At 41.6% G+C, this 12,996-nt stretch carries 14 protein-coding genes; 12 read left to right on the top strand and 2 right to left on the bottom strand.

Annotated elements, in window-relative coordinates; all coding sequences use genetic code 11:
- Nucleotides 1-11 precede the first annotated feature (11 nt).
- The 10 genes from T472_RS06980 (at nt 12) to T472_RS06935 (ending at nt 8,597) form a co-directional block, all read left to right on the top strand.
- Nucleotides 12-191 (top strand): DUF951 domain-containing protein, encoded by a 180-nt coding sequence (locus T472_RS06980; protein WP_040906955.1) that lies wholly within the window; start codon nt 12-14, stop codon nt 189-191.
- Between the two features lie 105 nt (nt 192-296).
- On the top strand, nt 297-584 hold the full coding sequence (rpsF, locus tag T472_RS06975) for a 30S ribosomal protein S6 (RefSeq protein ID WP_023389169.1): 288 nt from the start codon (nt 297-299) through the stop codon (nt 582-584).
- Nucleotides 585-597: 13 nt separating this feature from the next.
- Entirely contained in the window at nt 598-1,032 is a 435-nt protein-coding gene (locus tag T472_RS06970) for a single-stranded DNA-binding protein (protein ID WP_023389170.1), read from the top strand.
- Nucleotides 1,033-1,054: 22 nt separating this feature from the next.
- Nucleotides 1,055-1,315 carry a 30S ribosomal protein S18 gene (gene rpsR, locus T472_RS06965; protein WP_023389171.1) on the top strand — a complete coding sequence of 87 codons (261 nt, stop codon included), beginning with the start codon at nt 1,055-1,057 and terminating at the stop codon, nt 1,313-1,315.
- 156 nt (nt 1,316-1,471) lie between these two features.
- On the top strand, nt 1,472-2,482 hold the full coding sequence (locus T472_RS06960; protein ID WP_023389172.1) for a DUF2232 domain-containing protein: 1,011 nt from the start codon (nt 1,472-1,474) through the stop codon (nt 2,480-2,482).
- A gap of 28 nt (nt 2,483-2,510) precedes the next feature.
- Nucleotides 2,511-4,475 (top strand): DHH family phosphoesterase, encoded by a 1,965-nt coding sequence (locus tag T472_RS06955; RefSeq protein ID WP_023389173.1) that lies wholly within the window; start codon nt 2,511-2,513, stop codon nt 4,473-4,475.
- 2 nt (nt 4,476-4,477) lie between these two features.
- Nucleotides 4,478-4,924 carry a 50S ribosomal protein L9 gene (gene rplI, locus T472_RS06950; RefSeq protein WP_023389174.1) on the top strand — a complete coding sequence of 149 codons (447 nt, stop codon included), beginning with the start codon at nt 4,478-4,480 and terminating at the stop codon, nt 4,922-4,924.
- Between the two features lie 54 nt (nt 4,925-4,978).
- Nucleotides 4,979-6,814: a Lon family ATP-dependent protease gene (gene lonC, locus T472_RS06945; RefSeq protein ID WP_052011774.1), complete on the top strand. Its 1,836-nt coding sequence runs from the start codon at nt 4,979-4,981 to the stop codon at nt 6,812-6,814.
- 9 nt (nt 6,815-6,823) lie between these two features.
- Nucleotides 6,824-8,158 (top strand): replicative DNA helicase, encoded by a 1,335-nt coding sequence (locus T472_RS06940; RefSeq protein ID WP_023389176.1) that lies wholly within the window; start codon nt 6,824-6,826, stop codon nt 8,156-8,158.
- A 22-nt stretch (nt 8,159-8,180) separates the two neighbouring features.
- Entirely contained in the window at nt 8,181-8,597 is a 417-nt protein-coding gene (locus T472_RS06935; protein WP_023389177.1) for a bis(5'-nucleosyl)-tetraphosphatase, read from the top strand.
- A gap of 18 nt (nt 8,598-8,615) precedes the next feature.
- Here the strand turns inward: T472_RS06935 and pgsA are convergent, their stop codons facing one another.
- On the bottom strand, nt 8,616-9,131 hold the full coding sequence (gene pgsA / locus T472_RS06930) for a CDP-diacylglycerol--glycerol-3-phosphate 3-phosphatidyltransferase (RefSeq protein WP_023389178.1): 516 nt from the start codon (nt 9,129-9,131) through the stop codon (nt 8,616-8,618).
- Nucleotides 9,132-9,406: 275 nt separating this feature from the next.
- Between pgsA and T472_RS06925 the strand changes: the two genes are divergently transcribed.
- Both T472_RS06925 and T472_RS06920 read left to right on the top strand, forming a co-directional pair.
- Nucleotides 9,407-10,693: an adenylosuccinate synthase gene (locus T472_RS06925; RefSeq protein ID WP_023389179.1), complete on the top strand. Its 1,287-nt coding sequence runs from the start codon at nt 9,407-9,409 to the stop codon at nt 10,691-10,693.
- Between the two features lie 124 nt (nt 10,694-10,817).
- A complete protein-coding gene (locus tag T472_RS06920) occupies nt 10,818-11,711 on the top strand; it encodes a hypothetical protein (protein WP_023389180.1) in 894 nt (297 codons plus the stop codon).
- Nucleotides 11,712-11,768: 57 nt separating this feature from the next.
- Here the strand turns inward: T472_RS06920 and T472_RS06915 are convergent, their stop codons facing one another.
- Nucleotides 11,769-12,722 (bottom strand): helix-turn-helix domain-containing protein, encoded by a 954-nt coding sequence (locus tag T472_RS06915; RefSeq protein WP_023389181.1) that lies wholly within the window; start codon nt 12,720-12,722, stop codon nt 11,769-11,771.
- Nucleotides 12,723-12,996: the final 274 nt, after the last annotated feature.

Raw genomic sequence — 12,996 nt, 5'->3', positions numbered from 1 at the left:
AAGGAGCAGGTATGATCAAGGAATATGATATCGGTACGAAAGTGCTGATGAAAAAACAGCATCCGTGCGGCAGCTATGAATGGGAAATAATCAGAGTTGGTGCGGATATAAAGATAAAGTGCCTTGGATGCCAGCGCATAGTTATGCTGCCCAGGAATAAATTTGAAAAAGATGCAAAAAAAACTGTATAGACCAGATTTTTATTTGCATAATGTAATCAATAGTGATAAAATAATTTGATGTAATCCCTGCTATGCGAAATGCATGGCCGTAGTCCGGGGGGAGGAGGTGACATGATGAGAAAGTATGAAACTATATTCATATTGCATCCATCATTCGACGAAGAGGCTGTAACTGCTTCAATCGAAAAGTTCAAGGGTGTAATAGAAAATGGTGGAGGCACTATCGACAATGTTGATCTTTGGGGCAAGAGAAGACTTGCTTACGAGATAGACAAAGTCAACGAAGGCACATATGTGCTCGTGAATTTCCAGGCAGAGCCTGAATTACCGAAGGAGCTCGACAGGATATTCAGAATCACTGACGGCGTAATCAGACACATCATAGTAAACTTGGAAAAGTAAAAGGTGGTGCAGTATGAACAAGGTAGTATTGATAGGAAGACTAACTAAGGATCCTGAACTCAGATATACTCCGGGATCGGGGACTGCGGTAACTACTTTGACCCTTGCGGTTGATAGGAGATTCACCAAAGACACCCAGCAGAGAGAGGCGGATTTCATACCAGTAGTGGTATGGGGAAAATCAGCTGAATCCACAGCTCAGTACATGAGTAAAGGAAAGCTTATGGGAGTTTCTGGCAGGATACAGACCAGGTCATATGAAGCCAAGGACGGTGGAAGAAGATACGTCACAGAAGTAGTCGCAGAAGAAGTACAATTCCTTGAGTGGGGAGCTAAGGGACAGAACTCAGGTGAGGGCGGATTCGGAGGCTATGGCAAAGAGGATTCTGGATTCGGATCGTCGTTCGACGACATGACTCCGGTTGATGATGGAGAGATTCCATTCTAAACTTAGGTAAGGAGGTTTAACAATGAGCAGAGAGAACTCAAGGGATTTCAAAAAAGGCAATCCAAGAGTTAGAAGAGCAAAGAGAAAAGTTTGTTCATTCTGTGTGGACAAGGTTGACAGCATAGATTACAAAGATGTTGCAAAACTCAGGAAGTATGTCACTGAGAGAGGAAAGATTCTCCCAAGGAGGATTTCCGGTACTTGCGCAAAGCATCAGAGAGCGCTGACTGAATCCATAAAGAGAGCAAGAAACATAGCTCTTCTACCATTTACAACAGAGTAGGAAGTTGGAACCGTGATCCATTTTGGGTCACGGTTTTAGTATATATTCAGGCATTGTTGCATTAGGTATCAAAAAAATTTACAATTAGAATAGTATTCGTCTGAATGGACCTATTCTGAGTTTATTGCGGAAGTCCGCATCTAAAGGATGATTTTAATGAGAAACAACAAGACCGAGAAGCTTGTCAAGGCTTCGATTTTAACTTCAGTAATTGTGGTGCTGGCACTTGCTGGCTTTTATATCCCTTTTGTCGGGATAATTACCGTCGTAGCTGCTCCAATCGTTACTGCGATGATTTATAAGACCAGTGGAAAAGGATATACAGTGATCTCCTTTTTTGCAACTCTTTTCATCCTGGGTATGATGATTGACCCTATATCCGCGCTTAGTCAGACAATTGTTTTTTACTCAACCGGAATTGGACTTATGTTTATGCTTAGCCATGATATTTCACAGCTGGTTGAAATCCTGGTAATAGCATTCTTCATAGCGATTGGATATGTAGCCATGGTAGGGATTGACCTTGCCTTCATCACTGATATGAGCCTTACTGAAATGATTGACATGAATATAAAGGTTCTCCAGGAATCAATGAGAGAAGCTGTCAAATTGTACGAGGGAATGGGTGCTGACTATGCCAATCAGCAGTCAGTCAAGGACATAATGGCTCTAAATGCAGATACTGTGATGATCATGATTCCTGCCTCGCTTGCTATGTACTCCCTTGTATCAGCTTATATCTTAAGGAAGGTATCAGAGAAGGTATTCAAGCCATTTGGAATAACCTTGAGGAAGCTCCCTGATTTCTACAGCATCAAACCGAATATGCTCCTTATCTCATCAACACTGTTCCTCTCCATTATCGGAATTTCACTGATGTACTTCGAAATTCCTGCTGGTGCATCAGTGATGTATTTTGGAAAGACAATGTTTGACATAACTGCAGGAATCGGGGGTCTGTCGCTTGTAACCTACTATATGATAAGGAAGCTCAAGTTTAACAAATTCACAAGATTCATGGCAATATTCCTAATTTTGACTACACCGATACTAACGTACACAATGATGATTGCAGGTGTAGTAGACAGTGCATTTGACTTCAGGAATACGAGCGAGAACGGCTTGTTCGGAATTCTCCGCAGGAAACTGAAGGGTAGTGGAAAATAAGAGCCTTCAAACGAAAGGATTGATCTGAATGGACAAGTACTACAAGTTCAAAAAAAGTGATCTCCTTTATGCGGCGATTATTGCGGCTTCTTTAGGTGCTTTATCCTATTATGGACACCATAAGGAAGCGACTGTTCTATTCATACTGTCTATTGCTGCGCTTGTATATCTTGATTCACTATACATATACAAACGGAAAAAATGGGATCGATTCGTCGATACCACAATAAAGAAAATGTACATCTCGGTCTATAGGTCTGCTGAAAATGCTGATTTTCCAATTATACTTGTCGGGAGAGACGGAGATATAATATGGAACAATAAATCTGCCCGGAATGCATTTGGATGGGAAGAAATTGAATCAGGATTTGAGATTCTCACAGGAAAGAAAGCTGAAGAACTGTTCATGGAAAATGGTCCAAGCAGCATTGATATTGAAATTAAAGATAAAGTATATCACATAAATAACGTGTATATCAGAAGCAGTGAAGGCGAATTCAATGAGGAGATGGCGCTTCTTACCTTCATTGATATTACTGATATCAGGGATGCTGAAGCCAAGAGCGTATCCGTCATGCTTCTGGAGATCGATAACTTCAGTGACCTTATGCAAAGCATAGAAAATGACAAGAAGCCTTTTCTTCTAGCAGAGCTGGAGAAAGTGATATTCGGTTACGGACAGAATACAATGGCTCTTGTGAAAAGGTATGATTCCAGCAAATATATGCTTATCATACCGAACAAGTATCTTGATGAAGAAATCAGGAAGAAATTCAACATCCTAGACAAGATTAAGGAAATTGACCAGGGAAATACGATTGAACCTACAATAAGCATCGGTGTCGGAATGGATGGTCAGAATCCAAGGGAGAACTCACAGCTTGCAAATGCTGCCAAGGAGCTCGCTCTTGGAAGAGGTGGAGACCAGGCAGTGGTGAAGACTAAAGAGAATCTTCAATTCTTTGGAGGGAAATCCAAAGAAATCGAGAAAAAGTCAAGGGTCCGATCCAGGGTCGTTGCGCATGCCCTGCGTGACCTGATTTCCGAGAGCGGGAGTATATTCATAATGGGTCATAAAAACCCGGACATGGATTGCCTTGGTGCTGCTATCGGAATAAATGTTATTGCTCGTGGACTTGGCAAGGATGCCAGGATTCTTCTTGAAGAACCATATTCCAACATATTGCCTCTTCTGAACAAGTTCAGGTCGACGGAAAACTATAAGGATACATTTGTTAGCGTTAATCAGGCTTCAAGGACAATTAGGGGTGATGACCTGCTGATAATAGTAGATGTTCATTCGGAGAACTACGTTCTTGATAAGGAATTTATAGATAATTTCAGCAAAAGGGTAATTGTTGACCATCACAGGAGGGCTCCGGACCAGATACAAGGGAGTACGATGTCCTATATTGAAAATTATGCGTCTTCAACATCTGAGCTGGTCACTGAGTTGATACAATACATATTTGAAAAACCAAACCTTTCAATTTTGGAGGCTGAGTCTTTATTCGCGGGAATTAGAGTGGATACCAAGAGCTTCAATTTCAAGACAGGTGTCAGAACATTTGAAGCAGCATCGTTCCTAAAGCGACTCGGTGCAAGCAGCCAGGATATTCGGGAGCTTTTTGCGAGTGATCTGGAATCCTATGTCAGAAAATCCGAATTGATCAAGAAGGCTGTAATTGAAGACAATATTGCAATCACGACCTATGATGGGGATGATGCAGACCTGCTGCTTGCAGCGCAAGCAGCTGATGAACTGGTTGGATTTAAGAACATCAACGCATCATTCGTACTTGCGAGAGACAATGCTGACGTTGTCATAAGTGGAAGGTCAATGGGGATCCAGAATGTCCAGGTAATCCTTGAAGCATTAGGTGGCGGAGGACATATGACCATGGCAGGTGCCCGTCTTAAAGGGGTAACGATGGAGGAAGCTCTTCAGAGGCTTAAAGATGCTATTTCAGAAAACAAGAAAGAGGAGGAGTAGAGTTGAAGATTATTCTGCTTAAAGATGTAAAGGATCTAGGTAAAAAAGGTGATGTGGTAGACACATCCGATGGATATGCGAGGAATTTTTTGTTCCCAAGAAAGCTCGCGCAGGAAGCTACATCTGAGAATCTTCATGTTGTCAACATGAAGAAGGACAGCGAGAGGAAGCAAAAGCTTAAGGAAATTGAAGAAGCTCAGGCGATTGCTGAGAAAATGAAAAATAAGGAAGTTACTATAAATGTCAAGGTCGGAGAGAATGGAAGATTATTTGGGGCAGTGACCAGCAAAGATGTTGCTGAGATAATAAAGAAGAACTTTGGGATTGATGTAGACAAGAAGAAGGTTGTTGTCGAAACAATCAAGATGGTTGGCTCCTATGATGTCGAAGTCAAGGTGTATCCTGAGATTTCTGCAAAATTCAAGCTGAACATTGCACCGACAGAATAGGAGGACGTTTTGGACAAGACGAACAAGAGACCTGTCCTGGATGAGTCTGACCTCATGGCAGAAGTTAAGGTCCAGCTTGAAATACTTGAAAATGTCCTGGATAAGGGGGCAGTCAAGGCAAGAGCTGTAAAGTTCAAACTTAACAAGCTGCTGAACGGGTCAGTCTATCAAAAGGCTTATGCTGTAAACATGATTGCATCTGACGGATCCAGCAGGATTAAGATTCCTAACCAGGAAGATATTTTTGATGTAATCGAGGATACCAATAAGTGGATATCGGAGTCCATCGCAAGGAACTTTGTTCAGAGCAATATTGAAAAGGAAGTAGAGATTGCTATCATGAACAAGCAGGACAAATACATCGATGAGATGAGGCTGTCTGTTCTAAGCAAAAAGAAGGGGCCGGAAAATGCCAAAACAAGGAAGAGATACAGTGACCTGATTAAGCTGGACAAGAAGAATCTTACAAAAAGCCTCCAGTCGCTTCTAAGGCCGGAGACCTTTGATGAACTTGTAGGCCAGGAACGCGCTGTGAAGTCTCTTCTGTCGAAGATCGCATCTCCATACCCACAGCATATAATACTATATGGACCACCTGGAGTCGGTAAAACAACTGCAGCTAGAATTGCACTTGATGAAGCGAAGAAACTGAATTTCACTCCTTATGGTGAGGATGCAAAATTCGTTGAGGTAGACGGAACAACACTGAGGTGGGATCCGAGAGAGATTACAAATCCACTTCTTGGTTCCGTGCACGACCCGATTTACCAGGGCAGCAAAAGGGACCTTGCAGAGGGTGGAATACCTGAACCCAAACCAGGACTTGTAACCGAAGCACATGGCGGTGTGCTGTTCATAGATGAAATCGGAGAACTGGATGAAATACTCCAGAACAAGCTGCTTAAAGTCCTGGAAGATAAAAGAGTTGAATTCTCATCCTCTTATTATGATCCTGATGATGAGAGTACCCCTGAGTATATCAAATATCTCTTTGATAAAGGTGCACCAGCTGATTTTGTGCTTATTGGTGCAACAACAAGGGAACCTCAGGATATCAGTCCTGCGCTAAGGTCAAGATGCACGGAAGTATACTTTGAACCCCTGTCACCGTCAGACATACAGGTGATCGTAAGGAATGCAGCCAAAAAACTCCAGGTTGAACTTGAGGACGGGATTGAAGAGACCATCTCAAGGTATACGGTTGAAGGCAGAAAGGCAATCAACCTGCTTGCAGATGCCTATGGACTTATCCTGTACAATACAAAGTCAGCGGACCTATCGAATATACTGATAAAAAACAGTGATCTCGCTGAGGTTATAAAGATAGCCAGACTTTCTCCATTTGAGATGAACCATGATGGTGAAAGGAAGGAGGTAGGCCATATTTATGGACTTGCAGTATCAGGCTATATTGGATCCACACTGGAGATTGAAGCTACCGTATATCCTGCCCGTGAAAGCGGAAAGGGCATGGTAAGGTTCAATGATACTGCAGGGTCCATGGCCAAGGACTCAGTATTCAATGCAGCTTCAGTAATAAGGAGTGTAACTGGTAAGGATATGGCTGACTATGATGTGCATGTTAATGTGATTGGAGGAGCCAACATTGATGGCCCTTCAGCAGGTGCTGCCATAACAGTCTGCATAATCAGCGCACTGCTCAACAAGCCGATAAGACAGGACGTTGCAGTCACTGGTGAGATATCTCTAAGAGGTAGGATCAAACCGGTAGGTGGTATATTTGAAAAGATCTATGGAGCAAGAAGAAAGGGTATCAAGCTTGTGCTGATCCCGGAGGATAACAAGGCCGAAATGCCTGAAGATATCAAGGATATTTATGTGAAGACAATCAAGGATATAGATGCTTTGCTGAAGATTGTTCTGGAATAGGGGGATTATATGGAAGGGAATACGTTGAGAATAATGCCCAATAACCAGGATGCCGAGCAGTCTGTTCTGGGTTCGATGATACTTGACAAAAATTCCATAGCTCAGGTGCTTGAAGTGCTTAAGGCTGAGGATTTTTACAGGGAAGGGCATAAGACCATTTTTCTGGCAGTTCTGGACTTGTTTCAAAGGGATATTCCGATAGACCTTGTTACAATGACTGAGCTTCTAAGGTCAACTGAAAAGCTGGACCAGGTCGGAGGGATATCCTATTTGACTGAGCTTGCAAGCTCGGTGCCTTCTACCTTGAACCTTAGCTCATACATCAAGATAGTCTCAGAAAAGTCCCTTCTCAGGAAACTGATAAGAGCCTCAACGGAGATCATGGATGACAGCTACAGCAAGCAGGATAACGTGGAAGGTGTACTGGACAGCGCAGAGAAGAGGATATTCAATATTGCTGAAAAACGTTCACAGGGTGGGTTCGAGCCGCTTAGCACGATTCTTGAAAGAGGCTTCATTGAAATAGAGAGGATGTTCAACAATAAAGGCGTGACTACAGGCGTCCCGTCACCATTTCCGGAGCTTGATTCTAAGACTTCAGGATTCCAGAAGGGAGACATGATCCTAATCGCTGCAAGACCCTCCATGGGTAAAACAACATTCGCTCTCAATCTCGCTGAACATGCAGCTTTGCGGGCAGGAAAGAGCGTGGCGATTTTTTCACTGGAAATGTCAACTGAACAGCTGGCATACAAGCTGCTTTGCTCTGAAGCGAATGTGGATATGCTAAAGCTCAGAACCGGTGAGCTTGATGACAAGGATTGGGAGAACATTGCAAGGGCATCAGGACCGCTGTCACAGGCTAAGATATTCATTGATGATACTGCAGGAATCTCAGTGACAGAAATGAGGTCAAAATGCAGAAGACTGAAGCTTGAACACGGTATCGACATGATAATGGTCGACTACCTTCAGCTCATGAGCGGATCAGGTGAAAACAGGCAGCAGGAAGTATCTGAGATTTCAAGGTCAATCAAGGCATTGGCCAAGGAGATGAGCTGTCCTGTCATAGCTTTGTCTCAGCTTTCCAGAGCTCCGGAGCAGAGAGCTGACCACAGGCCGATGCTGTCGGACTTGAGAGAATCAGGTTCCATAGAACAGGATGCTGACCTTGTCATGTTCCTTTACAGGGACGAGTACTATAACAAGGATTCTGAAGAAAAGAACATAGCTGAATGCATAATAGCCAAGCAGAGGAATGGTCCTGTTGGAACAGTAAAGCTTGCCTGGCTTGGACAGTTCTCAAGGTTTGCAAGACTTGATACTGTACACAGGGATTATTGATGCCCTTGGGAGTGGATATAAAATGAAAGAGAGATCTTTCGGTGCTGTTGTTGTCGATGAAAAGGGAAGATTTCTTCTCGTAAAGCACAGATACGGCGGACATTGGGACTTTCCCAAGGGTCACATGGAAGGTGATGAAAGCCCGCTGGAAGCCGCATTGAGGGAAGTGCTGGAGGAGACTGGACTGACACTTGAGCTGTTTGGAGAACATGTCCTGAAATCAGAATATTCTCCAAAGGCTGGAGTGGAAAAGACAGTAGATTTCTATATAGGCAGGGGTATTGGTACAGTTGAGATTCAGGAGGCTGAGATTGAGGAGTACGGGTACTTCTCATTTGAGGAGGCTCTTGGGAAGATAACATATGAGGAAAGCAAGACTGTTCTAAGGAAAGCTTATATGCTGATTGAAGAACGCAAGAAAAGAAGATCTGAAAGTTAATAGGAAAAGGGGCTTGTCTTACAAGTCCCTTTTCTTTTCCAGGGTTATTCTGATGTAGGATATCATCGCTACAGTACCAACAAGGGCTGCCGCAACAAGTACAATGAGCCCGAGGTTCCTGTTGAATACCAGAGTGACCATGGACACATGAAAAAGAAAGGTAGCGGTCTTTCCGTATTTGTTGGCAGGATTTATTATTCCTTTCCTGTAGGTAAGGATTCCACCGAAAATCATGATGAGCTCTTTCACTAGTATAATGATGAGCAGGAAAAGTGGAACGATACCCGTGATTGTAAATGATGTGAGGGCTGTAATCAGCATAAGCTTGTCTGCAAGAGGGTCCATTACTGTGCCGAACTTGGTTATCTGGTTGTATTTCCTTGCTATGTGACCATCGAGGACATCGGTTGCGCCTGCGAGAAGGAATATACCTACAGCCTGAAGCAGATTGGTTTCAGGTGAAGAGAAATATACTGCAAGGAAAATTGGGATAAGAAATATCCTGAATACCGTAAGCATGTTTGGTATGTTCATATCAATTCAGCCGGAATTTCGCCGACCATCCTCCTTCCCAAGGGAGTCCCCATGCTTCTTTTGTAAAATCATAATTATGTACGTTCTTTCAATTTAATTATATCCTACTTGTGCATTTTATTTGGGGTGTTATCAATAAATTAACAACCAGAACCTGAGTAAGGTAAATATAAAAAACACGAATGATAAAAGTCTGTTTGATGATTTCTTTTGTTTCTGCTAATATAGTTATTGTAAATGGTGTGAAATTGTTTCGTTTTGAGGGGAGATATATTATGTCAACTTTAGTAATAGTAGGTGCTCAATGGGGAGACGAAGGTAAAGGTAAGATAACAGATTACCTTGCGGAAACTGCTGAAGTGGTTGTGAGATTCCAAGGTGGAAACAACGCAGGTCATACAGTTGAAGTAAATGACAAGAAGTACAAGCTTCATCTGATTCCTTCAGGCATATTGTACGATGACAAGCTGAATGTTGTTGGAAATGGTGTAGCATTTGATCCGAGGGCGTTTTTTGAGGAAATAGAGTATCTTGAGAACCTTGGTATAAAGATAGACAGCAGCAAGCTGATAGTAAGCGACAGGGCTCAGCTTATAATGCCATATCATAAGATCCTTGACCAGCTCAAGGAAAAAGCCAGGGGAAAGAATGATATAGGCACAACAGGAAAGGGCATTGGTCCATGCTATACTGACAAGTATGAGAGGTCTGGAATAAGGGTTTGCGACCTTATGCACGCTGAAAGCTTCAGAGACAAGCTAGCAGATAGCCTTGCACAGAAGAATGAGTATATTGTGAAGGTTCTTGGTGGGGAAGCACTGGATTTTGATGCCATCTACGAAGAATATATTTCGTTGGCTGACAGGCTAAGACCTTTCGTAAAGGATACTTCAGTAGTTGTGTATAATGAGATAAGAAAGCAGAAGAGGGTGCTCTTTGAAGGGGCACAGGGTATGCTGCTTGATATCGACTATGGAACATATCCATTTGTAACTTCATCGAATACCACTGCCGGAGGTGTTGCTAGCGGCGTTGGTATAGGACCCAACATGATCGAGAAGGCAATTGGAGTAACCAAGGCGTACACTACCCGAGTCGGAAAGGGTCCATTCCCTACTGAGCTGAATGATTCAACTGGTGAATGGATTAGAGAAAAAGGATTCGAATACGGTACGACTACCGGAAGGAGCAGGAGATGCGGATGGCTTGACCTGGTAATCGTAAAGACATCAATCAGGGTGTCAGGACTTACATCCCTGGTGCTCACTAAAATTGACACTCTTGCAGGTCTTGAGAAGGTCAAGGTTTGTACAGGATACAAGCTCAGAGGTGATATCATAGACTATGTTCCTGCAAGCCTTGTTGACCTTGCTGAGTGCGAACCTGTATATGAGGAGTTCGAGGGCTGGGATAATTCGGTAGAAAGGGCTACATCAATCGATGAGATGCATCCGAATGCAAGAAAATACATTGAAAGAATTGAAGAGCTTCTGGATATAAAAGTCTCAATTGTTTCCGTTGGACCAAGAAGGGACCAGACATTTAAAAAATCATCTTTATAATTAATGCATAAAAACAAAGAATAAATACAAGATGTGTAAAAATCCCGATTTCAACCGGGATTTTTTTCATTGCATTTATGTTACCATACAATCACAGGAAGAGTCTAAATACGGAGGTGAAATAATGTTTGAGTATGGATTGGCGACTATGATAATATTGCTTGCAGCTGCGTTCTTGAAATTGGCCTATACTCATATTAATTCGCTGCCGATCAAGGTTGAGAGCTATAAGGTAAATGAATATATGGCTTTAAAGGAAAAGGAACGTTCAATAAAAAGGAATATACTGCTGTCTGACAGGCCGGTTCCGGAGTATCTGGGCAATGATCTGACCTATATTACAGAAAAGTTAAATCATTTCGATGAGAAGATAGAAGAGCTGAAGAATATAGCAGATGATAGCCTTTCTGCCCGTGGATACAGCAGAAGCCAGATTTCAGCAATCAGGAATTTCGACAGGACAGATAAAATGAGAGAAGCAGCTTCACCAGAAATGACGGGAGAGCTTACAATATGCAGAAAATACTCCAAGTCGAAAGACAACACCTCCTTCAAGATAGTTGTCGATTTCTGCTGGAATGGGGCACCCATTATTGACACAGGAGACTTCTATTCGGTAGAAGGTATTACAAGAAGTGGTAACGTTCATGTGTCGGATGCGGTAACTTCATTGCATTACTGCGATTCAAACGGAAAGATGGTTAAATCACATAAAGCGGTATGGAAGCCCGAAGAGACTATAAGGGGAATGGAAGTTGCCTTCACAGCACCTGTTAAGAGAGTATTCAAAATGGATACAGAATGGGAAGGTTCACTCAGAAAAGGAACTATATTGTATGAGGCTGTAGCAGATGGAAATATCAGAGAAGTAGATGCAATAGTTAAATATAGCCATACTGGAAAGGAAATGACAGAAGGATTGGAGTATGCCTGGACAACTTCAGAAAAATACGGAGACATGGCAATAAATCCTCTTTGTAACATCGGAGAACTCTATGGCAGCAGCATAGCTAAATGATAACTCCTCCAAATAAATCGGAAGGGCCAAAATGGAGCAGCATTTTGGCCCTTCAAATCAGTTTATATCTATATCGTAATTCTTTTTTGTGGATTCAATGTAGAGCTTCTTCAGTTCATGTCTGTCAAGTATATCGAGGATGTATATGGACTTCCTCAGTGAATCCATATAATCAGGATGTTTTAGGTGGTATTCAGCGATTCCTTTCCTATAATAGAGGAAAAATAGGTTCGAGAAATCATTGGTTGATTTCCCCAGCTCGATCCCTTCTACAGCGTAGTTATATACCTTCTTATGGTTATACAGATTATGGTAATTGTAAGCAAGGTTGAAGTATATGATTAACTTGAACTTCACTGGTACAAGCTCATACTTGTCAAATATTGACATCTTTTTAAGGATGAATTCCATTATAGAATTGCTTAGACTATAGTTTTCAATGTCTGATTCAAATTGAGCGATCAAAAGGAGCATCCTTAATTCAAGAAAGTTATAATTGAATTTCTTGAATGATGAAATCGAAAAATCTGGATTATTTGATTTCAGTGTTTCGACCAAAAAGTTTTTAGCTTGATGCTTTGATTGACTGCTGGATTTTTTGTCAAAGTATATGATATTTGACTCTGTATAAGCCAGGAGCATATCAAAATCAGAGTATTGAATTAGATTATCTAATTCAGGGTCATCCTTGAAATTAATGAGGTTATCTCGAATTTCCTTTAGCTTTAAAATATCGTTATATGTAATTGCGAGATCTAACATTTCATATAAGGACAAAATATCATACTCATTTTTGAAAAAGAATAGAAGATTCATGAGATCGAATTTATATACATGAGAAAGAATTTCTATTGTGTCATAACGAGGTATAACAAGTCCATTCTCAATATTAGTCAAGGTATCTTCATTTAGACCTGAGAGTCTTCTTACGTCCGATTGATTAAGTCCGAGATATTTTCTGATTTTTCTTAATTCAGCCCCGTATTTCTTCATATTATAAGTAGAAAACATACAGATACCCCCAAAATCCAGATTCAAACCCAGAAAATATTTTTTCAAAATATGATAGTATTATAGCATAAATAAGAATCATTGGGGGATGACGGCATGAAGAAACTACTAAACAAAGTGATGCTACTTATTTCTGTGACAGCTCTTACCATTTCGGTATTTTCATATAACCCATATGAATCAAGATCGATAGCTGGAAAGAATGACGACATACCAAGAATCAATGGAGCAGAGCTAATAGCCGGAAAGAATGACGACATACCAAGAATCAATG

Origin of the sequence: Youngiibacter fragilis 232.1 (genome assembly GCF_000495435.3) — a bacterium.
Classification (GTDB): domain Bacteria; phylum Bacillota; class Clostridia; order Clostridiales; family Clostridiaceae; genus Youngiibacter; species Youngiibacter fragilis.
This window is presented reverse-complemented; position numbering and strand designations above follow the sequence as displayed.

Bases quoted from the DNA above. Each gene is read 5' to 3' on its own strand.
- pgsA (WP_023389178.1), bottom strand. From the start codon at position 9,131: ATGAACATACCAAACATGCTTACGGTATTCAGGATATTTCTTATCCCA.
- T472_RS06955 (WP_023389173.1), top strand. From the start codon at position 2,511: ATGGACAAGTACTACAAGTTCAAAAAAAGTGATCTCCTTTATGCGGCG.
- T472_RS06920 (WP_023389180.1), top strand. From the start codon at position 10,818: ATGTTTGAGTATGGATTGGCGACTATGATAATATTGCTTGCAGCTGCG.
- T472_RS06970 (WP_023389170.1), top strand. From the start codon at position 598: ATGAACAAGGTAGTATTGATAGGAAGACTAACTAAGGATCCTGAACTC.
- T472_RS06925 (WP_023389179.1), top strand. From the start codon at position 9,407: ATGTCAACTTTAGTAATAGTAGGTGCTCAATGGGGAGACGAAGGTAAA.
- T472_RS06960 (WP_023389172.1), top strand. From the start codon at position 1,472: ATGAGAAACAACAAGACCGAGAAGCTTGTCAAGGCTTCGATTTTAACT.
- lonC (WP_052011774.1), top strand. From the start codon at position 4,979: ATGGCAGAAGTTAAGGTCCAGCTTGAAATACTTGAAAATGTCCTGGAT.
- rpsR (WP_023389171.1), top strand. From the start codon at position 1,055: ATGAGCAGAGAGAACTCAAGGGATTTCAAAAAAGGCAATCCAAGAGTT.
- T472_RS06935 (WP_023389177.1), top strand. From the start codon at position 8,181: ATGAAAGAGAGATCTTTCGGTGCTGTTGTTGTCGATGAAAAGGGAAGA.
- rpsF (WP_023389169.1), top strand. From the start codon at position 297: ATGAGAAAGTATGAAACTATATTCATATTGCATCCATCATTCGACGAA.
- T472_RS06940 (WP_023389176.1), top strand. From the start codon at position 6,824: ATGGAAGGGAATACGTTGAGAATAATGCCCAATAACCAGGATGCCGAG.
- T472_RS06980 (WP_040906955.1), top strand. From the start codon at position 12: ATGATCAAGGAATATGATATCGGTACGAAAGTGCTGATGAAAAAACAG.
- T472_RS06915 (WP_023389181.1), bottom strand. From the start codon at position 12,722: ATGTTTTCTACTTATAATATGAAGAAATACGGGGCTGAATTAAGAAAA.